Origin of the sequence: Brumicola pallidula DSM 14239 = ACAM 615 (assembly GCF_000428905.1) — a bacterium.
Classification (GTDB): domain Bacteria; phylum Pseudomonadota; class Gammaproteobacteria; order Enterobacterales; family Alteromonadaceae; genus Glaciecola; species Glaciecola pallidula.
Genome location: NZ_AUAV01000014.1, coordinates 138513 through 152695 on the forward strand (window position 1 = coordinate 138513; position 14183 = coordinate 152695).

Sequence of the window (14183 nt, forward strand, 5' to 3'; positions counted from 1 at the left end):
AAAAGGACATACAATGAAAAAGCTAATAACGATAGTTGTGGTTTCGATAATGATAACTTTCTGCATTGGTTGCGCGCCAGAAAAAACTGACGCTACTTCTGTTGTTACTCCTCCTGCTATTACGCCTTTATTGGGAAGCTGGATTATTGATCTCGATGGTGATGTGATGTTAAATCCGCAAACGTCAGGACTGAAATACGAGAACGGATATTTGTACTCATTATCCGATGCAAGTGCAGATATAAGTCAAGTACTAAGATTGCACCAGATTTCGATGAAAGATAGTCAAATAGTTAACAAATTCGGACCAAGTGTATTTAGTGAGCGGGTTAAGCGCAGTTGTTTTTTTGACTACCTAGCTAACAAACCCGATTACGAAGGACTTGCACCAATCGCAGGTGAAGACGGAGCGTGGATATTTGTGACTGAAGATGCCAGCCGTTCAGAGCAACTTAGCGAAACATGTCAGCAACAATATGCAAAAACCGGCTCTACAGTCTATCCGACACTGCTGGTACGCTTGCAAGTTAACGATGAAAAGTTAGAAGTAACGCATGTGCGTCCAGTTCAATTTCCGCCTGCAGCTGGCGTTGGTGATTTCCCAAATGATGGCATAGAAGGGTTAACATTCACCAAGGATAATCGATTATTATTGGGATTAGAACGAGACATCAATAAACAACCAAGAGTCTTTGAAATAAGCGTAGGTGATAGTTTTTGGCAAGAGTCAGGTTTCGCCCAAGTGCGTGATAGCGAACTATTGCTACCTAGTTTTGAGAACGGTAACCATCCTATCAACGCAATGGATGTGTTTTATCCGACATCCAGTAGCCAAGGTTATTTGTTGGCAGTAGCACGCAACGATAATGAACTATGGATCATAGACTTAGCTAAAAAGAAGCCAACAAAACGTATAAAACTCGCATTTTCTGCCCCTTCGGTTATGACTCAAAATACAACTGAAACGACATGTAAAGCCACTCATGTAATGAACAATGCTTCAATTGAAGGTGTGACTGTTGTGAATGATTATGTATGGATGGTCAATGACCCATGGAAAATGAATTATCATAAAAATATTGTCTGCCCTGAGGATAAATATCGATATTTGAAAATGGCGCCATTGCTGTTTAAAATAAAAATTGATAATAGTTGGTTTGACTAGGACACCAAGGTTACAAACGACTTCAACTCTTGGATTGTCGGTTTGAATCGCGTAATCAGCGGTTGTTGTGGCTTCTACGGTATTAAATGCGGTTTCTAAACACCAAGACCATCCTCCACCCGATTTGATTGGCAGTTAATTGATGATTTACCCTGTGATTTGTCCTATTGCGTGCGTATTTCATGTGTTGGCCAAATTAGGTGTGACTATCTAGACCAAATTATCTAGACCAAATCTCAAGTCATCTATTCCTAACTAATTTACGTACAAGATTTATAGAAGTAAATAAACGAGGCAAGCATGGCATTTACGCTCTTTTATGATGGATTATGTCCATTGTGCGAAAAAGAAATGACTCATCTGATAAAGCGTGACAAAGATAAGAATATTATCTTTGAGGATATTTCCTTACCGGATTTTCCACAGCGTTATCCCAATTTATGTTTGCAGGAGCTAAACGCGCGTATCCACGGGCAATTAGATGACGGCACCATGATTACTGGACTCGATGTTACGCACAAAGCATGGAGTTTGGTGGGTGTTAGTTGGTTATATGCGCCGCTTCGCTGGCCGGTGATCAGATGGTTTGCGGATAAACTTTACTTGGTGTTTGCTAAACACAGATACAAAATCTCATATTGGTTGACAGGAAAAGAAAGATGCGAGAGTAATCGCTGCAATTTAAAATAATAGCGCAGTGGTAAACGTGTCGACGAATAACATTATCGAACAGAATTGAAGGATTAGCATGCAACAAACAGTAAGCGAAAAAAATTATGCACTTATTATCGGTGCAAATGGCGGGATCGGCAGAGAAGTGGTTAATCAGTTAAGTGCCCAGCAACAATTTGATGTGATTTTTACGCTGTCTCGTAGCGAAGCGGCTTACACCCTCGATAGTACAACAACTGCAACGCAGGTTATCCACAAAGTCATGGATACAGCAAATGAAGTTGCTGTAAAAAGCTTCGTCAGTGAGTTAAAAGAACAGGGGATTAAACTCAGCCTAGTTATATGCACCACCGGGATTTTGCATCAACAGTCAATCTCAGCAGGTACTGACGATGTTGTGACATTAAAACCAGAAAAACGCTTGGAGGATATCCATGAAAGACAACTCATAGAATACTTTCGTGTTAACAGTATTTTGCCTGCAATTTGGCTACAAAACTTAGCCAATGTTGTTGATAAACAAGGAGCAAAAATTGTCTTCTTTAGTGCGCGGGTTGGCAGTATTAGTGAAAACGCGTTAGGTGGTTGGTATGGATATAGAGCATCTAAGGCCGCGCTAAATATGCTAGTGAAAACGGCTGCTGTTGAATATAAACGTCGAGCTCCCAACACGAGTTTACTTTGCTATCATCCGGGAACTGTGGATACTGGCTTGTCTAAACCGTTCCAAGCAAATGTAAAACCTGGTAAATTATTTACCCCCGAGTTCACAGTTAGTCAACTTTTGACCATATGCAAAAATCTACATTCAGAAGAAAGCCCATTTTATTTAGACTGGAAGGGTGAAACTATCCCCTGGTAATTGATTGCATGGAACCTGACGTATTTACAATAGCCGGTTTTAACCGGCTATTTTTATTGCGTTAAGCTCAAGACTTTTTGTAAATAGACTGTTAATATCTGCCGCTAAACATCATAAAAACAAAAATAAAAAGAAGGATTAATGATGAGTGGTTCAAGAGAGCAATTTGGCTCAAAACTCGGTTTTATTCTTGCTGCGGCAGGTTCTGCGGTTGGTATTGGTAACCTTGTTGGTTTTCCCGTTGGTGCTGCTAAAAACGGCGGTGGTGCTTTTCTGTTAATGTATGCCATCTTCGTGGTTTTCATCTGTCTCCCTGTTATGCTTGCCGAAATGTCGGTTGGTAGAAATAGTCAAAAAGATCCATTAGGAGCTTATTCCTCACTGTCCAACCGCTCAGGTGGATGGCGCATAGCCGGCTGGTTGTCGGTAATTACGCCTTTCATGATTGCGGTTTTCTACCTGGTGATTACCGTATGGATATTCGGTTACTTGCTGCAATCAATGATCGGAAACCTAGACGAGTTAGCTAATGCGGACACCTTTGGCGCATTCATTAGCGGCAACAGTATCTTTGTTTATATGATTGGCGTGCTGCTGGTGGTTTATCTCATCTTGCAAGGAGGGGTTAAACAGGGTATCGAAAAAGCGGCTAAAATCCTCATGCCTGCACTCTTTTTTATGTTGATAGTACTGGTTATTTTTGTTCTAACGCGCGACAACGCGATGGCAGGTGTTGAATTCTACTTGATACCTGATTTCTCTAAAATTGATGCTTCAGTTGTTAATGGTGCGCTGTCTCAAGCTTTTTTCTCGCTGTCTTTAGGAATGGGGATTATGATTACCTATGGAAGTTATATCGACAGCAAAGCTGATGTACCGACGTCTGCGAAGTTAGTTGCATTGACTGACACGGCCGTCGCTTTTACTGCTGGATTAATGATATTGCCAGCAATCTTCTCGTTTAACCCAGAGATTAATCCGGAAGATCTAAGTGAGTCTTCGGTAAGCATGATCTTCTCATATTTACCGCAAATATTTTTAGAATTACAAACCAGTATTGGTTATGTAGGAGCAAGCGCGGTTGCTAGTATTTTCTTTTTGTTAGTATTTTTTGCTGCAATTACCTCATTGGTTTCTATTTTTGAAGTTCCCGTCGCATCGCTAATGAGTGAGCAGGGTTTTGCAAGAAAACCATCGCTCCTTATTTGTGGTTCGTTGTTGATCATATTTTCAGTAATGTGTGCTCTGTCGTTTGGCCATTCTGAGTTTTTTACCAACTTCATTACCTATGCAGGTAATGATAACTCGTTTTTCACGGTAGTTTACGACGTGTTCTACGACACCATCTTGCCCTTAAATGGGTTCTTGATCTGTATTTTTGTTATGTACCGTTGGAAAAAGCATAACTTTAATGCAGAGTTGGACAAAGGTGCACCTAAGTTCAAAAAGAGCTTATTTGAGCGCTATGTAAATCTCTCGGTAGGCACTTTCATTCCGGTCATCCTATTGGTTATTTTTGTTAATACGGTGGCAGTAAAATACTTTGGCGTGTCCTTGCTGACTGAGCTTTTTTAATCTAAAGCGCTGTTTTTAATATGCATATAGTGGAGTAAAAAAGTGTCAGAAAAACCTGAACAATAGCACTTAATGTTCAGGTTTTTTTATGTGCGAAGGCATTTAAAGAGCCACTGCTACTTGCGGGTAAGCGCAAACGGCGCAATTGTATTAAAGTATGAAACTACACGTATTGAGCATGCAGCTGAATTCGTAGCCTCACATTAGTACACGGATCTAGTTTTTCGGAGACGCATTAACGCTGTGCTCTGCATTTTCCTGATGGCGTATCTATGCAGCTATAGGGAACTAAAGTGTTATTTTTTTTCTTTTATTTCTGGGCGCTTATACCATAAATCGCAAAATCGTTTACTGCGCACCAGCCATGGACAAAATATCATTGGAAGGACCTGCCAAAATAATTGCCACGGACTAAACCATTCCATTTTTCTGGCTGATGTTTGTATTGGTATCGACACTATTATAAATTTCTGATGGCGCTTGCGGGCTAACTTTTTAAGTTTTCGACCAAACCAGATTTCTTCACTAGCATAAATTTTTTCGTTAAAGCCGCCAACTTCTATGAAGTCTTTTTTATGGCAAAAAATATAAGCTCCGCAAGCGACTTTCATTTTTCTGGTAAATACATTCCACCATTTGCTTAACTTTTTAGTTTGCAAGTCAGAGTTAATAAATTCTACAAGTGCTCCACCTGCGCAAACATCCCCAGAAGCCATTAAGTCCAAACTCTTTTCAATCAGTTCGCGACTTATAATCGTGTCTGCATCTGTAAAAATAAGGTATTTACCTTTTGCTGCTATTGCAGCAACATTGCGGCTTCTTGAAATTTGCTGAAAAGATTCAAAAACCACCTTAGCCCCATATTCACAAGCAATTTCTGCAGTTCGGTCGGTAGAATTATTGTTCGTAACAACAACCTCACCAGAGTAACGACCAATACCTGCCATTGCTTTATTAATTGCTTCCAAAGTTTTAGGCAATAGTTCTTCTTCATTGTAAGCAGGAATAATGATGGAATAGTGCATAAATTGATAAACCTTTTTGAATAGATCGTTGTGTATATAAAAGCCATGGCTCAGAAAAAGACCGATGTCGTGTGGAAAAAAATCAGCGACAGATCTATTCTCGTTATTTTGAAGGAACACCAACTCTTAATATGGCTGATCTCCAGGGATTTGGACAATCACCTTATTAGATTTTTAAAAACCATTGAACTCAATTTGGCAATTGCTTTTTCTCTATTTCCTAAAGTTGGATGGTTAAAACTTAAACGCATAAAGTGAGTGAAGTTTGGTGCAAGACTAAATAGGGCCCCTGGCGCTATTATAATGTTTTGAGTGGCCGCAGCATTGTATAAATCACCCGTATTTATCGCTGAATCAAGTTCCAACCAAACAGTTAGCCCGCCATTAGGTATAGTGAATTTAAGTTCACCTTTCCAATATTTGTTAAGTGCTTGCACAAGTTGATCTCTTTGCACTAACAAGGTGCCTCTTTTATAAGCAAGGTGCCTTTTGTAGTCTCCATCTTGCATGAACCTAGCAAGCGCCGCTTGCATTGCCTGACTGCAAGCGAGGTTACTCACCAACTTCAATTTTTTAATTTTTGATTGCCATCGGGCTCCCATTACCCATCCAATTCTTAAATCTCTAGACAGCGTTTTCGAAAAAGAACTGCATAAAATTACTCGTTCCTCGGTATCAAATGCTTTTATGGGTTTCGGTCGCGAAGTAAAGCCTAGGTCACCATAAATATCATCTTCTATAATGGCAAAGTCATTTTTATTAGCTAATTGGATAAGTGCCTTCTTATTGTCCTCGCTCATGCAAGAGCCAGAGGGAGTAGCAAACGCAGGACTTACAACACAGGCTGTGATTTTATATTTGTCCAATGTTTCCCGTAATACATTAATATCAACTCCAGAAACACTATGGCTTGGCAATTCAATTGCGTTTAATCCCAATTCCTCAAGCAGTTGAACAACGCCATAGAACCCCGGACTTTCTATCACCACATTGTTTCCTTTAACGCATGTTGCTGTCAGCCCTAAAAACAATGCGTGCTGACATCCTGACGTTATACACACGTCAGTGCTTGAGATACTGACACCGGCACTAGAGTAATGTTCTCTTAACTCTTCTCGCAGTGCATATAAACCTAATGGTTCGTCGTAATACATTGCTCTTTGAGTCGCTTGTGTACGAATGGCTTTATTAATATTGCGATGTAATTTGCACATTAGAGCATGAGGTGGTGGAAGCACATCGTTAGGCATAATATCAAAGGCAGACCCCCTCAGCATAATGTCTTGAAAAAGTTCAGGAACCAATACTCTTGAAGGTTCGATATTATGAAATGAAGGCGCAGTGGGTTGCTCTCGATGAACCTGATGTTTTACGAAAAAACCACTTTTAGGCCTAGCCTCAATTTTATCTCTTGATTCAAGTAAATGTAATGCGCGTATCACGGTATTTTTTGAGACCGCGAAATGTTCACTTAAGCGAGTAATCGATAATAATTTGTGTCCAGGTTGTAATATACCCGTCATGATATCGTTTTCTATGTATTGAACTAAATCGCCGTATTTTGTCTGCTTCACCTAAGCTCCCTCGATTTCTATACCCATAATAATATTACAAACTATACCTGTAACCATAATTTTTTGTATCTATAATTTATAGAGTAAAAATATATCTGAGGAGTCATAAAAAGAACATGAAAAAGCAAGACAGTATTCCCATCGTCAACATTCATGAAGCAGATACTAAATCAGCATCCTCAAGCGTAAATAATAAGATATATATTAGAGCGGTTAAAGGTGTAATTGAACGTTGTCGCCGGTATGTTGGAATATTATTTCTCAGTCTGTTTTTACTAATACCGTGGCTCACCTATAACGACCAACAGGCAGTCTTACTTGATTTTGTAGAGCAGCGTTTCCATCTTTTCAATTTATCACTATGGCCACAAGATCTAACAATCTTTGCATGGCTGTTCATTATTGCTGCTTTCGCACTATTTTTTATTACTGTCATTTTCGGCCGAGTTTGGTGCGGGTTTATGTGCCCACAAACCGTATTTACGTTTCTATTCGTGTGGGTTGAAGAGTTCGTAGAGGGATCTAGACATAAACGTATTCATCTAGACAAGCAGAACGCTAGCATTGCCAAGTTAAGCAAAAAAACAAGTAAACACTTTTTGTGGTTGTGCATTGCGCTCGTTACTTCATTGACATTTGTTGGCTACTTTATGTCTATATGGGAGCTTTTTAATGACTTTTTCACGTTTAACCTCTCCTTTTGGCCGCTATTTTACGTTGTGCTTTTTATGTTCTGCACTTATGCAAACGCGGGATGGATGCGTGAAATAATGTGCACGCACATTTGCCCTTATGCTCGGTTTCAGTCGGCTATGTTTGATAAAGACACTTACACCGTAACTTATGACAAAGCGCGAGGTGAAGGCCGAGGACCCCGATCAAAAAAGCTAAGTCAAACAGAGTATAATGACAAAGGACTTGGCGACTGCATTGATTGTAATTTGTGCGTACAAGTTTGCCCAACAGGTATCGATATTCGAAATGGTCTGCAATATGAATGTATAAATTGCGGAGCATGTGTAGATGCCTGCAACGATGTAATGTCTAAAATGAATTACCCTGTTGGCTTGATCTCCTTCACCTCAGAAAGCACATTGAATGGCACACCACCGTCTATTATCAGGCCTAACGTGATTGCATATTTTGTTGTGCTAATTATTATGTCAGGTGCACTTGTTTTTGATGTTTTTGCGAGGAAGACACTAGACGTAGGCATTATTCGCGATCGAAATACATTATATAATGAAACGTTTTCAGGTGAGATCCTCAATGTTTATAACGTAGTGGTGCGAAATAAAGGACAAACTATACAGCGCTATAAAATAAGTTTGGACGGTTTGCCGCATGGTTACATTATTGGCGATACCAATGTAACAGTGAACGCAAGCCTGCAATTAAGACAACCCATTACCGTTGCGATAGATCCCAAATATTTAGCTGAGGATGTCACAGACTTTAACATTGTGATTAGTAATCAGCATGGTGATGTGGCGAAGCAGAAAACCAATTTTATCTATACTGATCTGTAAATTTATGATGGCCAATTAATGACTTTCGAACACTTTTTATAAAAACCATAAAAACCATAAAAACCATAAAATCCGTTCGCTTCGCTAGTTATGAATTTCAGAAAAGTAAGCACATGCCTAATCTATGCAAAAGGCACTGATTTTGTTGGGAGTTGGCTGATTAAAGCCCACCTCCGTGATTATTCGAGCATGTTATAAGGGCTTGGATAATGCAATTTTAACTGTAGTTGGCTTATTGTTTGTTCAGCATCAATCCATTTTCCATTGACGAACTCTCTTGTATCAGGCGTAAATTGAGGATTGCGAATGCCTTTTTGTTGCGCGCACCATGTATAGTATTCTTCTCTCGTTGGGTGTTCTAAACTACATAAATTGGCTGCATAAAAATTGCTTTCAAGTTGACCATTTGTCGTTTCCAATGAATGACTATTATGTTTCCTTTGTTCTGCATCTTGCAATATGGCACAAATCACCTGAATGACATCTTGCTGGTGGATTAGGTTAACCGGATTGCTACCCAATGCAATATTCGATTTCTGCGATAAAGTGGTAATAGGATGTCTGTCTTTTCCAACTAAGCCTGCAAGACGAAGCACAGAACAACTAAAGCCAATGGCACTCGTCGACTCAGTATCCTGGGGGGTGACTAAACACGCCTTAATAGCATCGCCCTGAGGTTTAGTGGCAGATGCTATCGCTATGTCCTTTAGATATAATTCTAGTTCAACATGAGCATTCCCTGAGGGTGTATTAGGAACTAACGCTGAATCATTGTTAATTCGCCCCTCTAGTGCACCAAATACTGATGTCGTGCTAATAAAACAGATATGTTGTGCATGGTGCAGAAGCACATAATCGAATAGCGATTTCATGCGCTCAATAAACAAGGTAGGTTCAAAATCTTTGCGACCCGGTGGGATATTAATTATCACATTAGCGTCTTGAAAAATATCGCAAGGAATTGCTGTTATGTCGTTTTTATATAGGTCAAATAAGAGAGTTTGAATACCTTTACTGGCCAGGAATTTAGCTTTTTCTGAATTACGTGTGGTTCCGCAGACCGCCAGACCTGCACTCAAAAAATGCATTGCTAGCGGACTGCCTAACCAGCCCAGTCCAATGATAATATGTTTACGCATTCTTATTTTTAGTCACAATATCGACGTTGCCAAGGCCTTTAATTGTTTGCACTTTGCTTTCAGAATCATCAATCGTCGTTAGCATCTCACACAGTTTTTTCGCTTCTTGTTCAATGTTTTTAGTTTGGCTCTCGACTTTGGTTTCAATGTCTTTGCTCATTTTTTTCATACGTTGTTCAAATGATGCCATTGAGCCTTCGCCATTTAGCATACTTGTACCCATTTGAACCAAAAATTCACCCATTGCATTTTCCATCACATCGGAGACTATCAGATCAACTTCATTTTCGAAGTTTGGTCCAATACCTAACTCATTTTCCAGTTTTGCCGAGTCGAACGTGAGTGAATTAGGATTTTGATAAACATGATCTTTCAATTTTCCATATAAATCGTCCAGCTTGATTTCCAGTTGCGATGCAACTTTACTTTCAGCTCCTAAAAATTCTCGTAAAACTTCGCTAACTGCATAGTTTGCAATTTTCATACCCTCAGCGGCTACCGTCATTGCTTGCGGAATGCTTTGTTCAACGCTGTCGTAGTAGTGTTTAATCCAGGTTGTTTCTTCTGGTGAAAGTAGTAATTTTTCAGCATTCAAATAGACCAAGTAACTATCAGTGATTTTTACTTCATCATCTGCTTTTGTTTTAACCGTTAGTGTCTTTTCTGCAAAGCGTATCTCACCATTTAAATTAATATCGCATTGGTTTGAACGATATTGACTAGCGCCAACATTGAAGGCTGTTAAAGCACAAAGACTGATTGTAGTCGCCATTACTTTTTTCATTTCGGGTAATCCTTTTGGTGAAGCTATAGTTTAGTCGCTGTTTATAAATATCGCTATTAAAAGCTGACAGGTCACTCTGTAATTAGCATTCTTTATTATAGGTATGCGTATTTTTATTCATAAGCTCTTCATAATCGTTTTCTTCAATCTAATTCGAAAACGATTAACGTGTTTTGAGTTTATATGAGTGCGAAATGCAAAGATTGTTCCCAGTTTAAAATTAATATAAAAGTCAATTGCTTATGTTTTTTTAAATTCTAAAGTAAGACATGAATTACTATTTAAATTAGTTTTTTACCTAATAGTTAGTGATATTGACCAAGATCAACTTTAGTACAAAACCAGTGTGTAGGATGTGACATTTTTGCAGATTAGTGCATAATATACGCGTTTTCGGCTTTCAAATTAGGAATTTTATGAACGATATACTTAGCGGCTTTTTATTTGGTGCAACTGCAGTAGCGCTAGTTTTAGGATTATCCTGTATCGTTATGGCGTTCTTGACTGGTAAAACAGGTGCAGAAGGACTTCGTGAGAAAATTGAATATGGATTCATGGGTTTGTCAGGCTTGGCGATAACACTATTGTTAGCTTACGCAGCGGCTTGATATGAACTGCGGTTGAGAAGTCCGGCTTTCACACTCGCTGTAATTGTGGGCAAAAGACGAATTAAAAGAGTGATACAAAAATAAAAAAACGCGCTAAGGCGCTTTTTTTTGTGGCTGTTCGTTATTGCTAGAAATACGCTGATAGGCACGTAATTTGAAAACAGGCATTATTGCCAATACGTGGTCAAAAATATCAGACTGAATACGTTCATAGATTACCCAACCTTTTTCTTTACTAAAGCAATAGATTTCCAATGGAATACCAATTTCGGTGGGCGGTAACTGCCTTACCATACAAATTAAATCTTGGTTTACGAATTCATGACCCTTCAGATAGGCAGCTAAATAAGCTCTAAATGTACCTAAATTAGTTAGTCGTCGGCAGTTCAGAATATCAGTCTCTGCTATGTCTTTTAGTTTTCTGTCGTCCACCAATTCTTGCTTCTTAGCTTTTAAATAACCGTTTAGTAATTTCATACTTTCCCATTCATCCAACAGCTCAGCATCGGCAAACCCGACAGAATGAATATCAATGTATACCGCTCGCTTTATTCTTCTACCACCAGATTCCATCATCCCGCGCCAGTTTTTTACTGCATCAGTGGTGAGTGCGTAAGTAGGAAGCGTCGATATTGTTTTATCCCAGTTTTGGATTTTGACTACGTTTAATCCAATTTCAAGTATTTCACCATCAACTTCATATTTAGGCATCGCAATCCAATCTCCTGTATTGAACATTCTGTTTGCGGCAATTTGGATGCCAGCAACAAAGCCCAAAATGGTGTCTCTGAAAATTAGAACCAATACTGCGGCAATAGCAGTTAGTCCTGATAATAAAAACACCGGACTTTTACCCAGTAATAACGACAAGATTAAAAATATGAGAATAAGCGTGAAGAGTAGTTTGGCGACTTGAATAAAGCCGGTAATAGGAGCTTTTTTAGCCAGCTGACTTTTGCTGTAAATGCTCTCTATTGCTGTTAATGAGGCACTTAAGGTTCTCCACACGGTAAATAGAAGGTAAATGGCACTCAGGTTTGCCAACAAGCTATATATCTTTTCTTCGGGCCCAAAAAACAAACTGTATGTAGAGTACACAATAATGCCCGGGACAATCCTAGCAAGACGTCTAAAGACACCGGCTTCTAGTAAGCAGTCGTCCCATGTATTACTGGATTTAGCAACGAACCTTAGTACTTTAAAATGCAGGATAAACTTAACAATTAGAAATGCAATAATCGCCACAGCAAAAATGCTACCTAACGCAAATAATTGATATGAAATACTGCCAAGCTCTAACTTCATTCCTAGATATTGACCTGCTTCAATCAATAACTCGACAAAATCAGCAACGACTTGGCTGCGCATAGGCTCTGTGACACCCTCTGTTACTGGCGCAGTTGATGTGAAAATTGAGGATAAAACCGTCATTACATAATTCATTCTATTGTGCCTTTTATCCTTTCATCCAGGTTTTTATGCGCTGGTTTTTATTGACCCAAAGCTCATTGAGCCAAACTTGGAAGTTTTCCCTAAAGCCTGAGTTATTAAAGTAATCGCCAATTATCTTCTTGTGCACAGGGTGAACACTGACATCGATTACAATATGAGTCATGTCGCCGCTTAACATATCGCGCATCGGGTGATCGGCATTCTGTGGATAAGCAAGCGTAATGTCCAGTAAGTTGCTAAATTGTTCGCCCATTGATGCAAGTGTGAAAGCGATCCCACCCGCTTTTGGACGCAGCAAATTTGAAAAGGGACTCTTACGTTCTTGGGCTTTAGCCTGTGAAAAACGTGTACCTTCAACAAAGTTAATAACGGATGTTGGACTATCTAAAAATTTAGCACAAGATTGTCGAGTTGTTTCGATATCAGTGCCTCTTAAATGCGGGTTTTTTTGCACAAAATCCTGCGTGTACCGGCGCATAAAAGGCATATCTAAAGCCCAAGCAGCAATACCGACAAAAGGAAGCCAAATGAGCTCTTTTTTAAGGAAGAATTTTGGTGGGGAGGTATGTTCTGCACAAAAACGAATGAGTAATATAATATCTAAATAACTAATATGATTAGCGATAATTAAATACCATTTGTATTTGCTAAGTTCCTCATCCACTTTTACTTCAATATTTACCTTATTAAAAAATTTAATCATTCCAACGCTAAAAATACTAAATGTAAAATAGAAAAAATGCATCAGCCGTAATAATAATTTACTAACAATGTTAATTGGAATAATGAAGCGCATAATACCGAAACAAAAAATCATCATTCCCCAAAAACCCAAATTAGTCATTTGTAATACAAAATGGATTGGAAAAATAAAATATGATTTTAACGACTTCATTTGTTGTTTTGCTCCATAAACTCCAGCTCCATGTTTTTCTCTCGCCACATCTGATTTAGCCATTCTTGAAACACTTGTTTTTGCGCAGGATCGTCAAAATAAGCTGCTGAAAAAATGCCTTTGTTAAATAAGTCTTCAATTAATACTGTTTTGATACTAATGTTTATTGTAGCTACTTTCCCAGTAACGAAATCCCAGTAAGTGGGCGCTCCACTAGGGTAGTGAATTGTAACGTCAACGAGTCGAGTTAATTGTTTGCCCATAGCACTTAATACGAAGGCGATACCACCCGCTTTGGGAAGTAGAAGCTTGGAGTATACCCCACCTGTTTTATGCCGTTTTTGTTCAGTAAAGCGTGTACCTTCAATGAAGTTCATCACGCTAACAGGCTTATGTTGAAATTTTTCACATGCTTTTTTAGTGGTTTCTAAATCCTTCCCTTTCAAATGTGGATTTTTATTTAAAAACGCTCGGCTGTATCGACGCATAAACGGAAAGTCTAGCGCCCACCACGCAATTCCTATAAAAGGCACCCAAATAAGTTCTTTTTTGAGGAAAAATTTTAAAAATGGGATCCTACGATTAAAGACGCGCTGCAGCACTAAAATATCAACCCAAGATTGATGGTTTGAAATAACCAAATACCATTCTTTTGTAGTTAGCCCCTCCAGACCCTTAATCTCAAAGCAAGTTCTGGAAAATATATTTTGATTTATATTGTTGATACTTATCCACGCCGTTGCGCAGCCATCGAGCGGAAAAGAGACTAGCTTTTGCCAAGATTTGATTGGTATTACCTTTAACAAGGATAAAATTACGATAGGTAAAACCCAGAAGACGGTATTAATAAAGTAGCAGAATGCTGAAATACAGCCGTTTATGAAGGAAAGCAATGCGGGCACG

The 14183-nt window shown here is 39.0% G+C and carries 13 protein-coding genes; 6 read left to right on the forward strand and 7 right to left on the reverse strand.

From position 1 onward, the window contains the following. Positions 1 to 13 precede the first annotated feature (13 nt). From G399_RS0106135 to G399_RS0106150, 4 genes are all read left to right on the forward strand, one after another. The gene (locus tag G399_RS0106135) at positions 14 to 1165 is read left to right on the forward strand and encodes a hypothetical protein (protein WP_006011871.1); all 1152 of its coding nucleotides are present in this window, start codon (positions 14 to 16) and stop codon (positions 1163 to 1165) included. A 300-nt stretch (positions 1166 to 1465) separates the two neighbouring features. Continuing rightward, positions 1466 to 1855 (forward strand): thiol-disulfide oxidoreductase DCC family protein, encoded by a 390-nt coding sequence (locus G399_RS0106140; RefSeq protein WP_006011874.1) that lies wholly within the window; start codon positions 1466 to 1468, stop codon positions 1853 to 1855. 58 nt (positions 1856 to 1913) lie between these two features. Next, the gene (locus G399_RS0106145; protein WP_006011877.1) at positions 1914 to 2699 is read left to right on the forward strand and encodes an SDR family NAD(P)-dependent oxidoreductase; all 786 of its coding nucleotides are present in this window, start codon (positions 1914 to 1916) and stop codon (positions 2697 to 2699) included. Between the two features lie 144 nt (positions 2700 to 2843). Further along, complete coding sequence (locus tag G399_RS0106150; RefSeq protein WP_006011879.1) at positions 2844 to 4274, forward strand: sodium-dependent transporter; 1431 nt, start codon at positions 2844 to 2846, stop codon at positions 4272 to 4274. A gap of 296 nt (positions 4275 to 4570) precedes the next feature. On the opposite strand, the gene G399_RS0106155 is transcribed toward G399_RS0106150, so the two are convergent. Together G399_RS0106155 and G399_RS0106160 are read right to left on the reverse strand one after the other, a co-directional pair. After that, complete coding sequence (locus tag G399_RS0106155) at positions 4571 to 5419, reverse strand: glycosyltransferase (RefSeq protein WP_148277414.1); 849 nt, start codon at positions 5417 to 5419, stop codon at positions 4571 to 4573. A 38-nt stretch (positions 5420 to 5457) separates the two neighbouring features. Continuing rightward, positions 5458 to 6873 carry an aminotransferase-like domain-containing protein gene (locus tag G399_RS0106160; RefSeq protein ID WP_006011883.1) on the reverse strand — a complete coding sequence of 472 codons (1416 nt, stop codon included), beginning with the start codon at positions 6871 to 6873 and terminating at the stop codon, positions 5458 to 5460. A 116-nt stretch (positions 6874 to 6989) separates the two neighbouring features. Here G399_RS0106160 and ccoG point away from each other — a divergent pair, with 116 nt between their 5' ends. Continuing rightward, positions 6990 to 8402, forward strand: a complete 1413-nt coding sequence (gene ccoG, locus G399_RS0106165) for a cytochrome c oxidase accessory protein CcoG (protein ID WP_006011886.1) — start codon at positions 6990 to 6992, stop codon at positions 8400 to 8402. A 179-nt stretch (positions 8403 to 8581) separates the two neighbouring features. Here the strand turns inward: ccoG and G399_RS0106170 are convergent, their stop codons facing one another. Beyond that, positions 8582 to 9541: an NAD(P)-binding domain-containing protein gene (locus G399_RS0106170; RefSeq protein WP_006011889.1), complete on the reverse strand. Its 960-nt coding sequence runs from the start codon at positions 9539 to 9541 to the stop codon at positions 8582 to 8584. Continuing rightward, positions 9534 to 10325 carry a YggN family protein gene (locus G399_RS0106175; RefSeq protein ID WP_006011891.1) on the reverse strand — a complete coding sequence of 264 codons (792 nt, stop codon included), beginning with the start codon at positions 10323 to 10325 and terminating at the stop codon, positions 9534 to 9536. The genes G399_RS0106170 and G399_RS0106175 overlap by 8 nt, the downstream gene beginning before the upstream one ends. 416 nt (positions 10326 to 10741) lie before the next feature. Between G399_RS0106175 and G399_RS0106180 the strand changes: the two genes are divergently transcribed. Next, positions 10742 to 10933 (forward strand): hypothetical protein, encoded by a 192-nt coding sequence (locus G399_RS0106180; protein ID WP_006011893.1) that lies wholly within the window; start codon positions 10742 to 10744, stop codon positions 10931 to 10933. Positions 10934 to 11026: 93 nt separating this feature from the next. Here G399_RS0106180 and G399_RS0106185 read toward each other — a convergent pair whose 3' ends face one another. Genes G399_RS0106185 through G399_RS0106195 form a run of 3 tightly spaced genes read right to left on the reverse strand, consistent with a single transcriptional unit; the run spans position 11027 to position 14182 of the window. Next, positions 11027 to 12376, reverse strand: a complete 1350-nt coding sequence (locus G399_RS0106185; protein ID WP_006011895.1) for a mechanosensitive ion channel family protein — start codon at positions 12374 to 12376, stop codon at positions 11027 to 11029. A 13-nt stretch (positions 12377 to 12389) separates the two neighbouring features. Next, a complete protein-coding gene (locus G399_RS0106190; RefSeq protein WP_006011897.1) occupies positions 12390 to 13280 on the reverse strand; it encodes an acyltransferase in 891 nt (296 codons plus the stop codon). Continuing rightward, a complete protein-coding gene (locus tag G399_RS0106195) occupies positions 13277 to 14182 on the reverse strand; it encodes an acyltransferase (RefSeq protein ID WP_425304070.1) in 906 nt (301 codons plus the stop codon). The genes G399_RS0106190 and G399_RS0106195 overlap by 4 nt, the downstream gene beginning before the upstream one ends. Position 14183: the final 1 nt, after the last annotated feature.

What these genes read in the sequence shown, in the direction of transcription:
- G399_RS0106135 (WP_006011871.1), top strand. Translation starts at nt 14, where the DNA reads ATGAAAAAGCTAATAACGATAGTTGTGGTTTCGATAATGATAACTTTC.
- G399_RS0106140 (WP_006011874.1), top strand. Translation starts at nt 1,466, where the DNA reads ATGGCATTTACGCTCTTTTATGATGGATTATGTCCATTGTGCGAAAAA.
- G399_RS0106145 (WP_006011877.1), top strand. Translation starts at nt 1,914, where the DNA reads ATGCAACAAACAGTAAGCGAAAAAAATTATGCACTTATTATCGGTGCA.
- G399_RS0106150 (WP_006011879.1), top strand. Translation starts at nt 2,844, where the DNA reads ATGAGTGGTTCAAGAGAGCAATTTGGCTCAAAACTCGGTTTTATTCTT.
- ccoG (WP_006011886.1), top strand. Translation starts at nt 6,990, where the DNA reads ATGAAAAAGCAAGACAGTATTCCCATCGTCAACATTCATGAAGCAGAT.
- G399_RS0106170 (WP_006011889.1), bottom strand. Translation starts at nt 9,541, where the DNA reads ATGCGTAAACATATTATCATTGGACTGGGCTGGTTAGGCAGTCCGCTA.
- G399_RS0106175 (WP_006011891.1), bottom strand. Translation starts at nt 10,325, where the DNA reads ATGAAAAAAGTAATGGCGACTACAATCAGTCTTTGTGCTTTAACAGCC.
- G399_RS0106180 (WP_006011893.1), top strand. Translation starts at nt 10,742, where the DNA reads ATGAACGATATACTTAGCGGCTTTTTATTTGGTGCAACTGCAGTAGCG.
- G399_RS0106185 (WP_006011895.1), bottom strand. Translation starts at nt 12,376, where the DNA reads ATGAATTATGTAATGACGGTTTTATCCTCAATTTTCACATCAACTGCG.
- G399_RS0106190 (WP_006011897.1), bottom strand. Translation starts at nt 13,280, where the DNA reads ATGAAGTCGTTAAAATCATATTTTATTTTTCCAATCCATTTTGTATTA.